The sequence below is a fragment of the Uliginosibacterium sp. 31-16 genome (assembly GCF_030730865.1).
In the GTDB taxonomy this organism is placed as follows: domain Bacteria; phylum Pseudomonadota; class Gammaproteobacteria; order Burkholderiales; family Rhodocyclaceae; genus Uliginosibacterium.
The window spans coordinates 41,856-59,229 of sequence record NZ_JAVALZ010000001.1; the positions used below are offsets into that span (position 1 = coordinate 41,856).

The following is a 17,374-nucleotide window of genomic DNA, read 5'->3' on the forward strand; positions in this document are numbered from 1 at the left end:
CTTCCTACTCCCGAGAAAACACCATGTCCGACTTGAAAAAAATCTGCGCCCTCACCGAGATCCCGCAACTGGGCTCCCGCGTCGTGAAGACCGAAAAGCACGGCGACATCGCCATCTTCCGCACCTCCGACGACGAAGTCTTCGCCGTGCATGACAAGTGCCCGCACAAGCAGGGCCCGCTGTCGCAAGGCATCGTGCATGGCAAGCAGGTCACCTGCCCGCTGCACAGCTGGAAGATCAACCTCGACACCGGCGAGGCCCAGGCGCCCGACGTGGGCTGCACCAAGTCCTTCGCCGCCAGGCTCGAGAACGGCGAGGTTTACCTGTCCATCTAGTTCCAGGCAGCCGGCGCAGCAGCCCCCGCTGCGCCGGAGCCCGCCCCACGGCTGTATCGATTGATCGCGCCCCGCCTCAACCCAGAGAGAAACCGAAAAATGAATAGCGCCTTCAGCCCCAAGCGTCGTCACCTGCTCATGTTCATGAGCAGCCTCCCCCTGGCCGCCAGCGCGCTGGCAGCCTCCACCAAGCCGGCGGAGATCGGCATGCTGGAGGCCATCAACCTCGCCGGGCGGCAGCGCATGCTGTCGCAACGCATGGCCAAACTCTATGCCCAGCAGATCCGCGGCATCCGCGAATCGGATGCGCGCGACCTGATGGCCAACTCGATCAATCTTTTCGAGACCCAGCTCAACAGCCTGCGCAGCCTGGCCAGCAGCAAGAATGCCGCTGACATCGTGCAGACCTACGACCTGCTCGCCGCGCGCTGGATGGACTACAAGCGCGTGGTCGGCAGTCCGATCACCAAGGACGGCCTCAAGAGCGTCGCCGCCCTCAACGAGCAGGTGCTCGCCACCGCCCACGAGGGCACCGTGCAGCTCGAGAAGCTCAATGGCAGCTCGCTGGGCAAGCTGGTCAACGTCGCCGGGCGCCAGCGCATGCTGTCGCAGCGCATGTCCAAGTTCTACTTCTTCATCGCTGACGGCATGGACACGCCGGAGGCGCGCAAGGGTCTCGACACCGCACGCAAGGAGTTCATTGCCGCGCTGCAAGTTCTCAAGGCCGCGCCGGAGAACACCAAGGACACCCTGTCCTGGATCGGTCTGGCCGAGACCCAGTGGATGTTCTTCGACGATGCGCTGCGCGGCACCAGCAGCAAGACCCAGCAGGAGTATCTGGACAACAATGTGGCCGTCAGTTCAGAGAACATTCTGCAGGTCATGGATAAACTGACCGGCCTCTACGCAACCCTGAGCTGAACCGAGCGAACATGGCTGAAACCAAGGCAACCTGCCCCTACTGCGGCGTCGGCTGCGGCGTCATCATTCAGCATGATGGCGAGCGCGTGATCGAAGTGCGTGGCGACCCGGATCACCCGGCCAATTTCGGCCGGCTATGTACCAAGGGTTCCACGCTGCATTTCACGGCCCGCCCGGAAACCCGTCTGCTCTTTCCCGAGCTGCGTCAGAATCGCGCCGAACCGCGCGCCCGGGTGAGCTGGGATCAGGCACTGGACACGGCGGCGGACAAGTTCGCCAGCGTGATTCATACTCACGGGCCGGATGCAGTCGGTTTCTACCTCTCCGGCCAGTTGCTGACCGAGGACTACTACGTCTTCAACAAGCTGGCCAAAGGCCTGATCGGCAGCAACAATGTCGACACTAACTCGCGCCTGTGCATGAGCAGTGCGGTGGCCGCTTACAAGCAGACCCTTGGTGCCGACGCACCGCCCTGCTCCTATGAGGACTTCGATCATGCGGATTGCCTGCTGATCGCCGGCGCCAACCCGGCCTTCGCGCATCCGATTGCCTTCCGCCGCATCGAGGCCGCCAAAGCCGCGCGGCCCGGCATGAAGATCATTGTCGTTGATCCACGCCGCACAGACACGGCTGCCAGTGCCGACCTGCATCTGGCGATCCTGCCCGGCACCGACATCTGGCTGTTCAACGCCATGCTCCACGTGTTGCTGTGGGACGGCTACGTCAACATGCCCTGGATACGCGAGCATACCGAAGGCTTTGAAGCCTTGCGCGAAGCCGTACGCGAAGCCACGCCTGTGGTGGCCTCCGGCATATGCGGTGTCAGCGCCGATGACATCGTCACGGCAGCCAGATGGTGGGGCGAAGCGCAGACCCCGCTGTCCCTGTGGTGCATGGGGCTGAACCAGAGCCATCACGGCACTCACAACGGCACCGCCCTGATCGCCCTGTCGCTCGCAGTCGGCAAGATCGGCCAGCCCGGCTGCGGCCCCTTCTCGCTCACCGGGCAGCCGAACGCCATGGGCGGACGCGAAGTCGGTGGCCTGTCCAACCTGCTCTCCGCTCACCGCGATCTGGCCAATCCGGCACATCGCGCCGAAGTCGCCGCGCTGTGGGGCGTCGAATCCGTCCCGGAGAAGCCAGGCTTGTCGGCAATCGAGATGTTTGAAGCGGTGCGCGCCGGCCAGATCAAGGCGCTATGGATCGCCTGCACCAACCCGGCCCACTCGATGCCGCAGCAAGCGCTGATCCGCGAAGCACTGGAGAAGTGCGAATTCGTGGTGCTGCAGGAAGCCTATGCCACGACCGAGACCGCGCCCTACGCCGACCTGCTGTTGCCAGCGCTGAGCTGGGCCGAAAAGGAAGGGACTGTCACCAACTCCGAGCGGCGCATCACCCACGTGAATGCCGCCGTTCCCGGCCCTGGCGAAACCCGCGCAGACTGGGTGATTGCGCGCGATTTCGCACTGAAGCTCGGCGAAAAACTCGGTCGCGCCGACACAGCACGCCTGTTCGACTACCCAACGGTGGAATCGATATTCAAAGAACATGCCGATACTACCCGCGGCCGCGACCTGGACATCACCGGACTTTCCTACGCCGTGCTGGACGAACTCGGCCCGCAGCAATGGCCTTTCCCCGAAGGAGTTCAACAGGGCGTCAGCCACCTTTATGCGGACGGAAAATTTGAAACCACAACGGGCAAGGCGCAGTTCATCGTGCCCGCGACCAGCCTTACTTCGGAGAGCATTGACGCGCGATACCCGCTGCGTCTGACCACCGGCCGCTTGCGTGACCAGTGGCACGGCATGAGCCGCACCGGCAAGACAGCCCGGCTCTACGCCCATGTCGATGAACCACGTATTGAACTGAACAAGGCTGACATCGGCCGGCGTGGCCTGCGCGACGGAGATCTGGTACGCGTCAGGAGCCGGCGCGGCAGCATCATCCTGCGCGCGCATGCCACCGAAGAAGTGCGCCCCGGCCACGCCTTCATTGCCATGCACTGGGGACGCAATGTATTGAGTTCTGCGGGCGTGAATGAGCTGACACTCAACAACATTGATCCCTACTCGAAGCAACCCGAACTCAAACACGCCGCCGTGCAGATCGAGAAGATCGAACTGCCCCATCAGGCCTTGTTGATGAGGAGCGCGGTATATGCCGAGGTGGCCAACGGCCTTGCCCTGGAGCGCGCCGCCGCGCTGGAACCCTGGCTCCGGAAATTCGACTACGCCGCCGTATCGCTGGCCGGACGCGACTTCGCCATCGTGGTGCTGCGCATTGCCCACAGCACGCCCATCCCGGCAGAGTGGCTGGAGCAGCTGGATGTGCTGATGGATCTGCAAGGCGAGCACTGCATGGCGTATGCCGACGCACGTCGCGGCGTCAGCAAGAAAGCACTGGTTGAAGAAGGCATGCTCACCGGCTTGCGCCTCACTGGCGAAACGGCAGCAGGAGGCTGGCTCAAGGAACTGATGATCGAGCGTGCCTCGATCGACACCGTGCGCCGCTGGCTCTTTGCGCCGCTGCCCAAAGCCCCGGTTTCCAGCATCGGGCGGGGCCGCATCGTGTGCAACTGCCTGAATGTCTCCGAGAACGAAATCCGCTCCGCCGTGGCGGACGGAAAGGATCTCGCCGCCCTGCAAGACGCACTCAAGTGCGGCACCTCCTGCGGCTCCTGCGTGCCGGAACTCAAGCGCCTGGTGGCCGAGGGCAATAAAGCCGTCGTCCAGTGACATGCCCGAAGAGCCGCGCACAGCGGACCTCTCCGGGCAAGCATGCTGCAAAGGCAGGCGGGGTGCGGCTCTTCGGGCATGCTCTCAGGCGCCATTCAGGACCTTTCATCTGCGGAGACCGGTGTTTTCTTGCCCGCAAACGGGTAGGCGCTGCCAGCCTTGCCCTTGGGCGGAATAAAGAGCGACAACAGCATGGTGATGGCCAGAGTGCTGAAGGTGACAGACAGCGACAGGACCACGGGGATCTTGTAGAAGTCGACAATCAGCATCTTGACGCCGATGAAGGCCAGCACCAGCGCCAGACCATAGCTGAGCAGATGGAAACGGTCATGCGCGCCGGCCAGCAGGAAATACATTGCCCGCAGGCCAAGGATGGCGAAAACGTTCGACGTCAGCACGATGAACGGGTCGGTGGTGATGGCGAAGATCGCGGGGATTGAATCCACCGCAAAGACCACGTCCACAATGCCGATCAACGCAACCACGACGGCCAGCGGAGTGACCATGCGCACGCCCTTCACGACAGTAAAGAACTTCTCGGCGTCATAATCCGGAGCGATCCGCACGCGGCGACGAATCCAGTTGAGCGCGGGGTTATTGTCGAGGTCAGGTTCCTGGCCGGCGGCCCACCACATCTTGATGCCGGTGAAGAGCAGGAATGCGCCAAACACGTAGAGGATCCAGTGAAACTGGGCGATCAACCAGGCGCCGACGAGAATCATCACCGCACGCAGAACCAGTGCCCCCATCACCCCGATCATCAGCACGCGCTTCTGGAACTCGGCGGGCACGGCGAAATAGGTAAACAGCATCAGGAACACGAAGACGTTATCCACCGCCAGCGCCTTTTCTATCAGGTAGCCGGTGATGAATTCGATGGACTTGGTGTTGGCCAGCTCGCGCGCGGCGGCGTCACTGCCGAGGCCGCCCAGATACCACCACAGCCAGCCCACAAACAGGAATGAAACCGCCACCCACACCAGCGACCAGACACCCGCTTCGCGCATCGAAACCTTGTGAGCCCCCTGACGATTGAGGGCGAAGAAATCGAGCGCGATCGCAGCCAGGACAAACAGGATGAACAACGCCCACATCAAAGGCGTACCAACGGTCAGCATGATTTTTTAATCCAGTTCAAAAGGGGCTTGATCTACTCAGTACGGCGACCTGGCCGGACGGACAGTCTTGTCCGGCAGGAAGCTCGGAATGAATGCTTTCGGGCTGCGTAATACATTGGCCAACTGCAGATCCCAAGCGTCCAGCGCCGCCCACAACAGGATGGCTTCGCCAGAATGTACGCGCTGATCTGCACCGATAACACTCAGCGCCGCGCGACAGAGACTGCGCTGAAAATCCGGTCGGTCAATCTCTGCCAGCAGACGGGCAATATCGCCAGGCCTGAATTCAAGCTTGCGATCCGCATCAACCTGCTGGCTGCGTCGGGCGTCTTCGCAAAAATCCACCAACACGGCATCCACCAAATCTCGATCAAGCCCTAATTTCCTCAAGGCCGGAAAATGCTCCAGAGCACCCAGCTCGAGTCTGTCCAGCTCACCATCCGCCAGAGCTGCCAGCACCAGAAATCGGGCAGCAGCCTGAGGACTGTTCTTCGCATAACTACGCATCACATTCTCCTGTTCGCCTGCCGGTCCGGCAGGCAACGAATTCATCGGTCATTTCAGGCCTTCTTGAGGATCAATCCCGTTCAGGCCAGTTCGGCTTCAGCCGGCATGCGTTCGCCCCGCGCGGCGTAGCGCTGCCGCGCCTGCCGCTCGATGCGCCGTACAACCGTACGGCCCGCCCTGGCCAGGCTCCGATCAAGCACCTGATACAAATCAGCCCCCTGCTCCTCGATCACGACCACCCCCGGCTGCTGCAGACTGACCTGCACCGTGCAGGATTTGTCTTCCCCGCCTTTGGGGCCATTGATATCCACGAGACTGATGCTCACGCGCGCGATCCGCCCACCCAGCCGTGCCAGCGTGAAACGCGCACGCCGTTCGGCGTGTTCGCGCAAAGCCGGGCTGACATCCACTCCGCGAAACTGAACATCGATATGCATGATCTGGCTCCTTTGCAAGGCGTGTCGTGATTGACAAGCCCTACTCTAGACGCCGAAACTTTTATTGAAAATTCGGATTATCAAAACATAAACTACGAAAAAGACGGAGTATTCACATGACCAACTACAAGCACCTGCATTACTTCTGGATGGTGGCCAAATCCGGGGGCTTGCTCCGGGCGAGCGAGCAGCTTCACGCCTCGCAGCAGACGCTCAGCGGGCAGATCAAACTGCTGGAAGAGCGACTCGGAAAACCCTTGTTCCAGAAACGCGGGCGCAAGCTGGAGCTCACCGAAGCCGGCAAGACAGTTTTCAGCTATGCGGATGAAATTTTTTCTCTCGGTGCCGAAATGGAGCAGGCGCTGCGCACCGAAAACCAGCCTGGCCGGGCCATCGAATTCCGGGTCGGCGTGGCCGATGCACTGCCCAAAGCCATCGCCTACCGTCTGCTGGAGCCGGCCATGCGCCTGCCCAGTCCTGTACGCATCGTGTGCCGGGAATGGAAACTGGACAGCCTGATGGCCGAGCTTGCCACCCACCGGCTGGATCTGGTGATTGCCGACAGCCCGATCCCCTCAGGGCTTTCAGTCAAGGCCTACAACCACAAGCTGGGTCGCTCAGGCCAGAGCTTTTTTGCCGCCCCCAGCCTCGCCGAACGTTGCCTGGGGGCCTTCCCGACGATGCTGACGGGCATGCCCATGCTCATGCACAGCGAAGATTCCGATGTGCAAAAGCAGCTCAACCGCTGGCTTGAGCATGAACATATCTATCCCGAAGTGGTCGGCGTATTCGACGACAGTGCCCTGCTCAAAGCCTTCGGCCGCGAAGGCCAGGGCGTCTTTGCTGCGCCCACCGTACTCGAAGCAGAAATCGTCAAACAATTCGACGTCCGCGTGCTGGGCCGTACCGCGGCGGTATGGCAGGAGTTCTACGCCATCTCGATAGAACGGCGCATCACGCACCCCTGTGTGCTGGCGATCTGCAACGCTGCGCGTGGCGCTCTTTTTGCCAGCCCCTGAGTCGCTTGCTTCTCCGACCGGTCTTGCTGCCTGATCGCCCAAGGCAGCAAGACCGTCGTCTGAAGACATGCCTGAAAAGCCGCATGTAGCGGACTTCTCCGGCATGCCGTGCCGGAAAGGCAATCCACAAGCGGATCCCGGGCATGCCTGCCTGCAGAATGCCGCCCGAAGCGGCTCTGCAGCTCACTAACAGGCAGACCTCAAAGCCACAGGATTGCCCCCGAAAAGCGTGGCCGCGGCTCGTCTGCCACGCACCGCTCATGCCATCCGATCCCAGAGCGTGTTCACAGTAGGCTAGGAGTTGCGCTTACTATGAACACGCCCTAGCGCTGCTGACGTTCGGCCTCTATCCGGCGACGCTCCATTTCAATACGCCGACGGTCCTCTTCCACCTGCGCGCGTTGGCTTTGCACCTCGGCCTGCTGGCGATCCAGCTCGGCACGCTGGCGCGTCCGCTCCTCGTGGCGCCGGGCCCGCTCTTCGTGGATCTGCTGCTGGCGCCGGCGCTGCTGATCCAGATCAGCCTCGCGACGAATGCGCTCGCGATCCAGCTCCGTCCGGCGCCGGTCTTCATCGGCAATCGCCCGCTGCCGCAAGACTTCCGCCTCCTGAGGCGTCAGGGCGTGAAGCGGCAGACTCAGGAAGGCCAGCAGGACGAACAGGTAACGCGGCAAGACCGCGCGCTTGATCACATTCGCCCCGGACGGCACAGCCATTGCACTCCTCATGACATCCCCCTCATCCCGGCAACCACGCATCCCGCATGCCTGCGCTCACCCGTGCCGTCTTGTCCACCAGCGCGAGCGTGCATTCCTCGATGCGTGGCGCGTCCAGCTTCACATCAAAGCGCCGCAACTCGTCACGCCGGAACACCAGAATTTCCAGCACATCGCCCGCAGAGGCGCGCCCGACAAGGCTCTCCAGATTGCCTGCCGTAACACGCAAGCCATTCAAGGCGATCAGCTCGTCCCCTGCGGAGAGGCCTGCCAGCTGTGCGTTTCCACCATCCAGCACATGGGCCAGCCTGAGCGTGTTGCCCTCGGTCCTGGTGCGGATACCCAGCCCGGTGATACGCGCGCCAGCCTTGCGTTCGAGCGTGACACCGAAGGGCTTGAGCAGCTTTGCCAGCGGCACGTCTTCGCAGCCCTCGGCCCAGCGCGCAAGCTCGCGGCGCACATCCACGCCTGTGGCCGCCTTGATGATCGCGGGCATCGCCCCTTCCGGCACGCCGCCGGAGCCTTCGCCGTAGTGCTGCCACAGGTGGCGCATCACGTCGTCGAGCGACTTCTTGCCAGCGGTTTTGGCGCGGATCGTCAGGTCCAGCCCCAGCGCCACCAGCGAACCCTTCTGGTAGTAGCTGACGATGGCATTCGGGCTGTTCTCGTCCTGACGGTAATACTTGGTCCATGCGTCAAACGAGGACTCAGCCACGCTCTGCTTCAGGCGCCCGGCGCTGCGCTCCACAGCGGTCACCGTTTTGGCGAGCAGGCCGAGGTATTCCTCGCGTGAAATCAGTCCCGCGCGCAACAGGGCCAGATCGTCGTAATAGGACGTGAAGCCCTCGAAGACCCACAGCAGCTGCGTGTAGTTTTCTTCATCCAGACGGTAGGGCACGAAGGCGGCCGGCTTGATGCGCTTCACATTCCAGGCGTGGAAATATTCGTGACTGCACAGGCCGAGAAAGGTCCGGTAGGCCTCGCTGCGCGTTTTCTCGCCCAGGGCAGGCAGATCGTTGCGCGAGCAGATCAGCGCCGTGCTGTCGCGGTGCTCCAGCCCGCCATAGCCCTCGCCTACCGCCATTGTCTGAAACAGGTAGCGCGCGAACGGCGGCTTCTTGCCGAAGATCGCGATCACCGCTTCGCAGGCTTTCTTCAAGTCTGCCGCCAGGCGCTTCGCATCAAAGCTGACCCGGCCGGTAATGACCATCTCGTGCGGCACTCCGGCGGCATCAAATTTCACCGAAGTCCAGGTCCCCATTTCCACCGGATGATCGATCAGGGTGGCGTAATCCGGCGCCAGCCGCAAGCCGAAGCCGGCCTTGTCCACACTGCGCCGGCCAGCCGCCGGCAAGGTGGTCGCCACTTTCCAGTCCGCGTAATCCGCTCCTTCCGGACGGCGGATGTCGACCCGATGCGGCTGATCTTCACGCCCTACGACCTGCAGGAAGAGCTGGGTGCCGTTGAAGAAACCGTGGCTCTGGTCCAGATGCGCGCAACGTACCGAGAGATCCCAGGCGTAAATCACCGCCTCCACCACCAGCGCCTGCTTTGCGTCCAGCTTTCCGGTCGCCCAGGAATGCTTGTCCAGTTTCGTCAGGGCGATGCCTGAAGAGCCTTGCTGCGCGCGGATCTCCACGATGTTTTTGGCGAACTCGCGGATCATGTAGCTGCCCGGAATCCACGCCGGCAAGCGCAGAATTTCCCCGGCGGCATCGGGCGCAGGAATCGTCAGGGTGACGCGGAACAGGTGGGCCTGCGGGTTGCAGGCTTCAACGCGGTATTCGATAGGCAGGGTCATGATGGCGCTCAGAAGTCGGAATTCAGGGCAATCGTAGCCGATGCGCAGTCTTCTGCGGCAAACTGCTACTCACTGAAAGAGCCGCACACCCTGCATGGCAGCGGCGTTCCTCTCGTCGGAAGTAAGTTGTTTTGAAATACAAATAGGCTAGGGTTAACCCCTAAGTTGTTTGCGCAGACAAACGACATCTTCGATTCCTTCTTCCTCCATCTGAAAAGAGAGAACCCATGCGCAGCCTGTGCCGCACAACCTGCCTGATCATCTCCAGCCTGTTGCTGGGGAATGCCATTGCCCAGACACCTGCCATCATTCCCACCAACATGCCGGCCCCGCCCTCAGGCAGCTCGCCCAGCCGCGCCGACAGCGTGCTGCGGACAGTGGCCCTGATCATGGGCGAACCGAACTATTCCATCGACGGCGGCTACCAGGAGCTTGAAGAGGGCACCTATTCCCAGCCCGAACTGCTGCCGGGCGAGCGCATGTTCGCCCCGATCAGCGAAATCCTGCCCAATCTGGGTGGCGAAGTCGCGCTCGACGCAGACCAGCAGGCCGCGACCTTCAGCCTCGCCGGCAAGACCCTGCGTCTGGTGGCCGGGCAACGCGAAGCCCTGCTCAACGGTCAGCCGGTACAGACCGACATTGCTCCGCAATGGCGCAATGGCAATCTGTGGGTCTCGCTGTACTGGGTCTTCGATCAGTTCGGCGCCTACACGAAGTGGGACAAAACCCGCCAGCGCTTCACGGCTTCGCTGATTCTGCCGGCCAGCAAGAAAACCGCTGGACTCACCAAGGGCGGCTCTGTCGTCGAAGCCTCGCTGGACAAGCAGAGCACCAGCTTCTGGGCCAGCAGCGAAGGACGCAAGGTCGCCGAAGTGGTGCTGGGTTACCAGAACGAAGACGGTGGCTGGCCGAAACTGGACCGCGACACCAGCCTGAGCGTGCCGGTCAATCGCAGCGCGCTGGGCGGCTTCAAGATCAAGTCGACCATCGACAACGATTCCACCACCAAGCAGATCAAGGCACTGGCCAGCGCCTATCTGGCCAGCCGCGATGACCGCTTCCGCGCCGGCATCGACAAGGGGCTGGACTACCTGCTTGCCGCTCAGCTGCCCAATGGTGGCTGGCAGCAGTTCTGGCCGAACCCACAGGGCTACAAGGCACGCATTACCTTCAACGACGACGCCATCGCCAATGTGCTGGATGTTCTGCGCGATGTCGCCGGGCGCCGTGGCGACTTCAGCTTCGTCAGTCAGCGCCAGGCACAGCGGGCAGCAGCAGCCTACGACGCAGGTCTGGCCCTGATCCTCAAGACCCAGATCCGCGTGGCGGGCAAGCGCACCGGCTGGTGCGGCCAGTACGACGAAACCACCCTGGCTCCGGCTATGGGTCGCGCCTTCGAACTGCCCTCGATCAGCGGCGGAGAAAGCGTCAACGTGGTGCGTTTCCTGATGAGCATCGACAAACCCTCCGCTGAAGTCATTCAGGCCGTGCAGGATGCGGTGAGCTGGCTGGACAGCGCGAAGATCAGCGGCCTCAAGCGGGCTCGCCGCGAAGATCGCACCCTGGAATACGGTTTCGATTTCGTCATGGAAAAGGCCGATGCACGCGACGTTACCTGGGCACGTTTCTACAATCTGGAAACCGGGCGTCCCCTGTTCTCGGCACGTGACAGCCAGCCGCGCGACCGGTTCGAGGAAGTCAGCTACGAGCGCCGCGTGAAATACAACTGGTACACCACCGAAGCCACACCGCTGCTGGCCGAAGACTACCCGGCATGGGTCAAACGCCTTGGACTCAAATCGGTGCTCGGCAAAATTTGATCCCAACCGGATCTGCGCAGAATCCCCGATCAGGATTCAGTCTCGGGCCCCGGCCTGAGCCGCTCAGGCGCCGCAGACACACAAATACGGTTCCCCAAACGAACCGTTCAATCTGGGGTCTGCGCGCGCACTTTCTGCAATTGCAGGCTGCTCAGTGAGTGATACAGCGGCGGCGAAATCAGGCGTGAGATCAGCGCCGACACCAGCGCCGTGGCCATCAGACTGAGCACCATGGTGTGGCCGTCGATCATCTCCATGACGATGATGAAGGAGGTGATCGGCGCCTGCGTGACAGCAGCCAGAAAGCCAACCATTCCCAGCGCGACAAGGGTAGGCATTGCGACACTATCCATGAGCATCGCCACGTCGTGCCCCAAGCCCGCACCAATCGCCAGCGAGGGTGCAAAGATGCCACCCGGCACGCCGCTCCAGTAGGACAGCCAGGTCGCCACGAACTTGACGCCCGCATACATGCCGGTCATCCCGTCATTTCCGCCCAGCCCGCCTTCGGTGTAGCTGAAGCCACTGCCGTGCGCCGCGCCCTGGCTGACCAGGCCGAGCAACGCCACACCCAGGCCACAGACTCCGGCAAAGATCACCGGCCGTGTTGCGCGCAGACGTGAAAACCAGTCCCGCCCGCCCATGGATGACACGATCAGCAGACGAGAGAACAATCCACCTGCCAGCCCGCTCACCAGCGTGCACGCCAATGCCGGGATCGCCATCGCCAGCGAGACCGAAGGCATCTCCAGGCCACGAAAATACGTGCCGTTGCCGAACACCGACACCGACACCAGCCCGGCCAGCACGATGGCGGTGACGATCAGGCCGCTGGAGCGCTGCTCGAAACGCCTCGTCAGCTCTTCAATCGCGAACACCACCCCAGCCAGCGGTGCGTTGAAGGCGGCCGCGATCCCGGCCGCTCCGCCTGCAAGCATCAGATCATTCGCGGTGATGTGTGATTTGACGCTGAACCCGCGCTGGAAACTGGCCATCACCCCGGCTGCGATCTGCACCGAGGGGCCTTCGCGTCCGCTCGAAAAGCCGCCCCCCAGCGCCAGCGCACCGAGCACGGCCTTGGCCACCGCCACCCGCAGCGATACGAATCGCCCGAGCATGCTGCCTGGCACTTCGCCGCTCATCGCCGTGATCACCTGCGGAATGCCGCTGCCCGCCGAGCCCTCTGCATAGCGCCGCACCAGCCACACCACGAGCATGCCGGCAAGCGGCGTGAGAATCAGCGGCAGCCAGACGCATCCCGTACGCAAATGCATGAACCACCCACTCGCCCACTCCGTCATGAAGGTGAAGGCCACCACGCAGAGTCCGGCACACAGGGCCGCCAGCCACATCAGCAAGCGATCACGCCAGGCCAGCGGATCAGTAAAAACACGATGGTCGATGCCCTCGCGCAAGGATTTCAGGTTCAGCATCGGAGTCAGGGTCGGGGTCGGAACGCGTCAGAAAAAATCGGCATTGCGGTGCAATGAGGCACAAGCCAGAATTGTGCCTCATCCACTGCCCTCTGCCCGCCCGGAGCCATCATGATCGACCTTTTCTACGCCCCCACACCCAACGGCCACAAGATCACCATCCTGCTCGAAGAGCTGGGCCTGCCTTACCGCATCATCCCGATCAACATCCGCAAGAACGACCAGTTCCTGCCGAGCTTTCTGGCAGTGGCGCCGAACAACCGCATCCCGGCGATCACCGATCACGACTTCCCCGGCGGCCCGCTGAACCTGATGGAGTCCGGCGCGATCCTCACCGTGCTGGCCGAACGCCACGGCCACCGCTTCCTGCCCACCAGCGGCCACGCCCGCGCCCAGGTATTCCAATGGCTGAACTGGCAGATGGGCGGACTCGGCCCGATGGCCGGGCAGAACCACCACTTCAATCAGTTCGCGCCAGAGAAGATTCCGTATGCGATGAAGCGCTACACGGACGAAACCGCGCGACTCTACGGGGTACTGAACAAACAGCTTGAAGGTCGCGATTACGTGGCCGGCGAGTATTCGATTGCCGACATGGCGATCTACCCCTGGGTGCTGCTGCACGAGCGCCAGCAGATGGACATGACGAAATTCCCGAACATCGTCGCCTACCTCGCGCGCATCGGCGCCCGCCCGGCGGTGCAACGCGCCTATGCCGAAGGGGCAAAGTTCGATTTCGAGCGCAGCCTGACCGAGGACGAGCTCCAAGGCCTGCTGAAGAGCCGCGCCTGACGGACCTCTTCAGCCAGGCATGCCGGACAGCGGGGCAACACGCCCCTCTTCGGGCATGCCTTGATGTGGGCCAGACCGGGGGCGGCGCTTCACGGGCTAGAATTGCGCCATCCCCCATAAAATCAAGCCCGTCACCATGAGCCTGCTGTCCGCCACCCTCCTCGGCACCCACTTCGCCAACCCGTTGCTCAACGCTTCAGGCGTGCACTGCCGTTTCAATACCGAACTCGACGAACTCGCTGCCAGCGCCGCCGGCAGCCTCGTCACCAAGAGCTGCACCGTCCTCGCACGCGACGGCAACCCGGAACCCCGCTACTTCGCCACGCCGCTAGGCAGCATCAACTCGATGGGCCTGCCCAACGCGGGTTATCAGTACTACCTCGATTACGCCAAGGCCTACGACTACGCGGCGGGCAAGCCGCTGCTGTTCTCGGTGGCCGGCCTGTCGCTGGAAGACAACCTGACGATGCTCGCGGCGATCAAGGCCGCCGCCACGCCAGCGATTGTCGAACTGAATCTCTCCTGCCCCAACGTGCCCGGCAAGCCGCAGATCGCCTACGACTTCGCCGCCATGGACCGCATGCTGGACGCGGTGAGCCGCGACTACGCCCTGCCCTTCGGCGTGAAGATGCCACCCTACTTCGACATCGCCCATTTCGACGAAGCCGCCGCGATCCTCAACAAGTATCCGCTGGTGGCGTTTGTCACCTGCATCAACTCTATCGGCAACGCGCTGGTCATCGACACCGAAACCGAGAGCGTGGTCATCAAGCCCAAGGATGGTTTCGGCGGCATCGGCGGCGACTACGTGCTGCCTACTGCGCTGGCCAACGTGAATGCCTTTTATCGTCGCTGCCCGGCCAAGCAGATCATCGGCTGCGGCGGCGTGAAAACCGGCGAACACGTGTTCATGCACCTGCTCGCCGGCGCCTCGCTGGTGCAGGTCGGCACCGCGCTATACGAAGAAGGCCCCGGCATCTTCACGCGGCTCAACGCCGAACTGACGACAATCCTGCAGCGCAAGGGTTACCAGAGCCTGGACGAAGTACGCGGCAAGCTGCGCACGCTGTAACAGCAGTCGTCTGCAGAGCCGCATGTGGCGGACTTCTTCAGCACGGCATCGCGAAGAATCCCGCCATGCATGGCTGTGCCGGCATGCCCGCCTGAGAACAAGGCGGGAAGCGGCTTTTCAGGCATGTCATGCAATGAAAAGGGCGCCCCAGCTCACGCCAGAAGCTCAGCCCGCACAGCGCGCGAGCAAGGCCACGGCCTGGGTCGCAATCCCCTCGCCGCGCCCCAGATGACCGAGCTTCTCGTTGGTCTTGCCCTTGACATTGATACACGCCGGCTCAACGCCCAGATCCGCCGCAATGTTGGCCACCATTGCCGCCGCATGCGGCGCAATCTTCGGCGCCTGCGCGATGATCGTGGCATCCACGTTCACCACCTGCCAGCCGGCTTCACGCACGCGGCGCATGGCTTCGCGCAGCAGCACGCGGCTGTCGGCACCGGCATGTGCCGGATCGGTGTCGGGAAACAGCCGGCCGATGTCGCCCAGCCCCACGGCGCCAAGAATCGCATCGGTAATCGCATGCAGGAGCGCATCCGCATCCGAATGCCCCAGCAAGCCCTTCTCGTACGGAATTTCGACGCCACCGAGGATCAGCTTGCGGCCTTCAACCAGACGATGCACGTCCAGCCCTTGCCCGATACGGAAGGAAACACTCATTGCACACTCCTTGCGTGCAGGATCTGCGCAGCCAGCGCCAGATCCTGCGGATAAGTAACCTTGAAATTGGTGGCGTCTGCCGCCACCAGCCGCGGCGCAAGGCCCAGCGCTTCGACCGCACCGGCCTCGTCCGTCACGCCAGGAGCCGCCGCCAGCGCCCGGCTCAGCAAACCGTGGCGGAACATCTGCGGCGTCTGCGCCTGCCACATTGCTTCGCGCGACACGGTCATCAGCACACGCCCATCGACATCCGCCCGCTTGAGCGTGTCAGCCACCGGCAAGGCCAGCAAACCACCCACCGGATCATCCGCCAGCGCGTCGATCAACGCATCCACCTGCGCCACGGAGAGACAGGCACGCGCGGCATCATGCACCAGTACCCAGTCTTCCGGATGTACCTCGGCTGCAACCGCCTGCAAGGCATTCGTCACACTCGCCGCACGCGTCGCGCCTCCCACGCGCAAAACCCGCAAGCGCGGCCCCAACCCCGTCCAATCGAAACTGTCCCACCACTCATCTTCCGGCGACAGCACAACAAACGCAGCGTCAATACGCGCCACCCTCGTCAGCGTAGCCAGTGCATGCCAGAGCAACGGCTTGCCACACAGGTCGAGGTATTGCTTGGGGCGCTCAGCCCCCATGCGGCTGCCGCTACCCGCGGCGGGAACGATGGCGAAATGGCGAGTCATGGCCGGAGTTTTAACGGATACAAAAAAGCCGGACGCTCGCGCCCGGCTTTCATGATGATCTCTCCCGATTTCAGTCGGCTTGTTTGCGCAGGAAGGCAGGGATGTCGTAGGTGCCGACGCCGTTCTCACTCATCGCCTGCACCGTATTGCGGGTGCTGCGGCGAATCACGGCCGGCATGGCCAGATCATCGTAATTGACTTCCATGGCAACGTTGTCGGTACCCGTCTTGACCATCTGGATCACCGGCTGACGTGCCACCGTCCGGGCGGCACCCAGCCCGGTTGCCAGCACGGTCACACGGATGCTGTCTTCCATGAGGTCATCGAACACCGTGCCATAGAACACCGTAGCGTCTTCGGTCGCAAAAGCGCGCACGGTCTGCACGGCTTCGCGCACCTCGGACATCTTCAGCGAACGGCTGGCGGTAATGTTGATCAGCACACCACGCGCACCGGACAACTCGACCCCTTCCAGCAGCGGGCTGGCAGCAGCCTGCTCGGCAGCAATGCGCGCACGGTCCATGCCGGACGCTTCCGCGGAGCCCATCATGGCACGTCCCATTTCGGCCATCAGCGTGCGGACATCCTGGAAATCGACGTTAACCAGACCCGGCACATTGATGATCTCGGCGATGCCGCCCACGGCCTTGAGAAGCACATCATCCGCATTCCGGAAGCACTCTTCCATGCTGGCGTCGTCGCCGTACACTTCCATCAGCTTGTCGTTGAGCACCACGATCAACGAATCGACGTGCTTGGAGAGTTCTTCCACGCCACTGTCCGCAACGCGGAGACGATTCTCGAAATCAAAGGGTTTGCTCACCACCGCAACGGTCAGAATGCCGAGCTCTTTGGCGATTTCGGCCACCACCGGTGCGGCACCGGTGCCGGTGCCACCGCCCATGCCGGCGGTAATGAACACCATGTGGGCGCCCTGCAGGGCAGAGGCAATCGCGTCGCGGGCCTCAAGGGCTTCGGCGCGCCCGGCTTCGGGCTTTGCCCCGGCGCCGAGACCGGACTGACCCAGCTGGATCTTGCGGGAAGCGAGGGAGCGTTTGAGCGCCTGGGCGTCAGTGTTGGCACAGAGGAATTCGACTCCCTGCACGCCTTCACGAATCATGTGATCAATTGCATTGCCGCCAGCACCGCCGACGCCGATCACCTTGATGACGGTACCACTCGGTTCTTTTTCGACAATCTCAATCAGATCCATATGCTCCCCTTTGCTGCTGTGTGAAGGTGTTTTGCCGCCTGTCAAAAACACCCTAAATGTAGTATATCGCCGTGAAGTTTACTACTAAATACGCGGGACGCGTACA

16 protein-coding genes are annotated in these 17,374 nt (G+C 62.5%); 7 read left to right on the forward strand and 9 right to left on the reverse strand.

Going from position 1 to position 17,374, the window contains the following annotated elements; genetic code table 11:
• The first annotated feature begins 23 nt into the window (after window positions 1-23).
• From nirD to Q9Q94_RS00195, 3 genes are all read left to right on the forward strand, one after another.
• Window positions 24-335 (forward strand): nitrite reductase small subunit NirD, encoded by a 312-nt coding sequence (nirD, locus tag Q9Q94_RS00185; protein WP_305977998.1) that lies wholly within the window; start codon window positions 24-26, stop codon window positions 333-335.
• Window positions 336-434: 99 nt separating this feature from the next.
• Window positions 435-1,256: a type IV pili methyl-accepting chemotaxis transducer N-terminal domain-containing protein gene (locus Q9Q94_RS00190; RefSeq protein WP_305977999.1), complete on the forward strand. Its 822-nt coding sequence runs from the start codon at window positions 435-437 to the stop codon at window positions 1,254-1,256.
• Between the two features lie 11 nt (window positions 1,257-1,267).
• On the forward strand, window positions 1,268-3,994 hold the full coding sequence (locus Q9Q94_RS00195; protein WP_305978000.1) for a nitrate reductase: 2,727 nt from the start codon (window positions 1,268-1,270) through the stop codon (window positions 3,992-3,994).
• Between the two features lie 95 nt (window positions 3,995-4,089).
• Here the strand turns inward: Q9Q94_RS00195 and Q9Q94_RS00200 are convergent, their stop codons facing one another.
• The 3 genes from Q9Q94_RS00200 to Q9Q94_RS00210 are packed head-to-tail and all read right to left on the reverse strand — an operon-like array spanning window position 4,090 to window position 6,056.
• A complete protein-coding gene (locus Q9Q94_RS00200; protein ID WP_305978001.1) occupies window positions 4,090-5,112 on the reverse strand; it encodes a TerC family protein in 1,023 nt (340 codons plus the stop codon).
• A 36-nt stretch (window positions 5,113-5,148) separates the two neighbouring features.
• A complete protein-coding gene (locus Q9Q94_RS00205) occupies window positions 5,149-5,664 on the reverse strand; it encodes a hypothetical protein (RefSeq protein WP_305978002.1) in 516 nt (171 codons plus the stop codon).
• A 35-nt stretch (window positions 5,665-5,699) separates the two neighbouring features.
• On the reverse strand, window positions 5,700-6,056 hold the full coding sequence (locus tag Q9Q94_RS00210; RefSeq protein ID WP_305978003.1) for an HPF/RaiA family ribosome-associated protein: 357 nt from the start codon (window positions 6,054-6,056) through the stop codon (window positions 5,700-5,702).
• A gap of 116 nt (window positions 6,057-6,172) precedes the next feature.
• Here Q9Q94_RS00210 and nhaR point away from each other — a divergent pair, with 116 nt between their 5' ends.
• Complete coding sequence (nhaR, locus tag Q9Q94_RS00215; RefSeq protein WP_305978004.1) at window positions 6,173-7,075, forward strand: transcriptional activator NhaR; 903 nt, start codon at window positions 6,173-6,175, stop codon at window positions 7,073-7,075.
• A gap of 323 nt (window positions 7,076-7,398) precedes the next feature.
• Here the strand turns inward: nhaR and Q9Q94_RS00220 are convergent, their stop codons facing one another.
• Together Q9Q94_RS00220 and Q9Q94_RS00225 are read right to left on the reverse strand one after the other, a co-directional pair.
• Window positions 7,399-7,791: a hypothetical protein gene (locus Q9Q94_RS00220; protein WP_305978005.1), complete on the reverse strand. Its 393-nt coding sequence runs from the start codon at window positions 7,789-7,791 to the stop codon at window positions 7,399-7,401.
• Between the two features lie 22 nt (window positions 7,792-7,813).
• Entirely contained in the window at window positions 7,814-9,592 is a 1,779-nt protein-coding gene (locus tag Q9Q94_RS00225) for a M61 family metallopeptidase (protein ID WP_305978006.1), read from the reverse strand.
• Window positions 9,593-9,819: 227 nt separating this feature from the next.
• On the opposite strand from Q9Q94_RS00225, the gene pelA reads away from it, so the two are divergent.
• Entirely contained in the window at window positions 9,820-11,412 is a 1,593-nt protein-coding gene (pelA, locus tag Q9Q94_RS00230) for a pectate lyase (protein WP_305978007.1), read from the forward strand.
• A gap of 107 nt (window positions 11,413-11,519) precedes the next feature.
• Here the strand turns inward: pelA and Q9Q94_RS00235 are convergent, their stop codons facing one another.
• The gene (locus tag Q9Q94_RS00235; RefSeq protein ID WP_305978008.1) at window positions 11,520-12,845 is read right to left on the reverse strand and encodes a chloride channel protein; all 1,326 of its coding nucleotides are present in this window, start codon (window positions 12,843-12,845) and stop codon (window positions 11,520-11,522) included.
• Window positions 12,846-12,956: 111 nt separating this feature from the next.
• Here Q9Q94_RS00235 and Q9Q94_RS00240 point away from each other — a divergent pair, with 111 nt between their 5' ends.
• Window positions 12,957-13,637: a glutathione S-transferase N-terminal domain-containing protein gene (locus tag Q9Q94_RS00240; RefSeq protein WP_305978009.1), complete on the forward strand. Its 681-nt coding sequence runs from the start codon at window positions 12,957-12,959 to the stop codon at window positions 13,635-13,637.
• Window positions 13,638-13,773: 136 nt separating this feature from the next.
• Window positions 13,774-14,709, forward strand: coding sequence for a dihydroorotate oxidase (locus tag Q9Q94_RS00245; RefSeq protein ID WP_305978010.1), 936 nt, complete (start codon window positions 13,774-13,776; stop codon window positions 14,707-14,709).
• A gap of 165 nt (window positions 14,710-14,874) precedes the next feature.
• Here the strand turns inward: Q9Q94_RS00245 and ispF are convergent, their stop codons facing one another.
• The 3 genes from ispF to ftsZ all read right to left on the reverse strand — a co-directional run bounded on the left by ispF (window position 14,875) and on the right by ftsZ (window position 17,262).
• Window positions 14,875-15,366 carry a 2-C-methyl-D-erythritol 2,4-cyclodiphosphate synthase gene (ispF, locus tag Q9Q94_RS00250; RefSeq protein ID WP_305978011.1) on the reverse strand — a complete coding sequence of 164 codons (492 nt, stop codon included), beginning with the start codon at window positions 15,364-15,366 and terminating at the stop codon, window positions 14,875-14,877.
• Window positions 15,363-16,055: a 2-C-methyl-D-erythritol 4-phosphate cytidylyltransferase gene (gene ispD / locus Q9Q94_RS00255; RefSeq protein WP_305978012.1), complete on the reverse strand. Its 693-nt coding sequence runs from the start codon at window positions 16,053-16,055 to the stop codon at window positions 15,363-15,365. Before ispD ends, ispF begins: the two co-directional genes overlap by 4 nt.
• Before the next feature lie 70 nt (window positions 16,056-16,125).
• Complete coding sequence (ftsZ, locus tag Q9Q94_RS00260) at window positions 16,126-17,262, reverse strand: cell division protein FtsZ (RefSeq protein ID WP_371929824.1); 1,137 nt, start codon at window positions 17,260-17,262, stop codon at window positions 16,126-16,128.
• Window positions 17,263-17,374 lie beyond the last annotated feature (112 nt).

Bases quoted from the DNA above. Each gene is read 5' to 3' on its own strand.
- Q9Q94_RS00210 (WP_305978003.1), bottom strand. From the start codon at position 6,056: ATGCATATCGATGTTCAGTTTCGCGGAGTGGATGTCAGCCCGGCTTTG.
- nirD (WP_305977998.1), top strand. From the start codon at position 24: ATGTCCGACTTGAAAAAAATCTGCGCCCTCACCGAGATCCCGCAACTG.
- pelA (WP_305978007.1), top strand. From the start codon at position 9,820: ATGCGCAGCCTGTGCCGCACAACCTGCCTGATCATCTCCAGCCTGTTG.
- Q9Q94_RS00205 (WP_305978002.1), bottom strand. From the start codon at position 5,664: ATGAATTCGTTGCCTGCCGGACCGGCAGGCGAACAGGAGAATGTGATG.
- Q9Q94_RS00225 (WP_305978006.1), bottom strand. From the start codon at position 9,592: ATGACCCTGCCTATCGAATACCGCGTTGAAGCCTGCAACCCGCAGGCC.
- nhaR (WP_305978004.1), top strand. From the start codon at position 6,173: ATGACCAACTACAAGCACCTGCATTACTTCTGGATGGTGGCCAAATCC.
- ispD (WP_305978012.1), bottom strand. From the start codon at position 16,055: ATGACTCGCCATTTCGCCATCGTTCCCGCCGCGGGTAGCGGCAGCCGC.
- Q9Q94_RS00245 (WP_305978010.1), top strand. From the start codon at position 13,774: ATGAGCCTGCTGTCCGCCACCCTCCTCGGCACCCACTTCGCCAACCCG.
- Q9Q94_RS00200 (WP_305978001.1), bottom strand. From the start codon at position 5,112: ATGCTGACCGTTGGTACGCCTTTGATGTGGGCGTTGTTCATCCTGTTT.
- Q9Q94_RS00195 (WP_305978000.1), top strand. From the start codon at position 1,268: ATGGCTGAAACCAAGGCAACCTGCCCCTACTGCGGCGTCGGCTGCGGC.
- Q9Q94_RS00220 (WP_305978005.1), bottom strand. From the start codon at position 7,791: ATGGCTGTGCCGTCCGGGGCGAATGTGATCAAGCGCGCGGTCTTGCCG.
- Q9Q94_RS00235 (WP_305978008.1), bottom strand. From the start codon at position 12,845: ATGCTGAACCTGAAATCCTTGCGCGAGGGCATCGACCATCGTGTTTTT.
- Q9Q94_RS00190 (WP_305977999.1), top strand. From the start codon at position 435: ATGAATAGCGCCTTCAGCCCCAAGCGTCGTCACCTGCTCATGTTCATG.
- Q9Q94_RS00240 (WP_305978009.1), top strand. From the start codon at position 12,957: ATGATCGACCTTTTCTACGCCCCCACACCCAACGGCCACAAGATCACC.
- ispF (WP_305978011.1), bottom strand. From the start codon at position 15,366: ATGAGTGTTTCCTTCCGTATCGGGCAAGGGCTGGACGTGCATCGTCTG.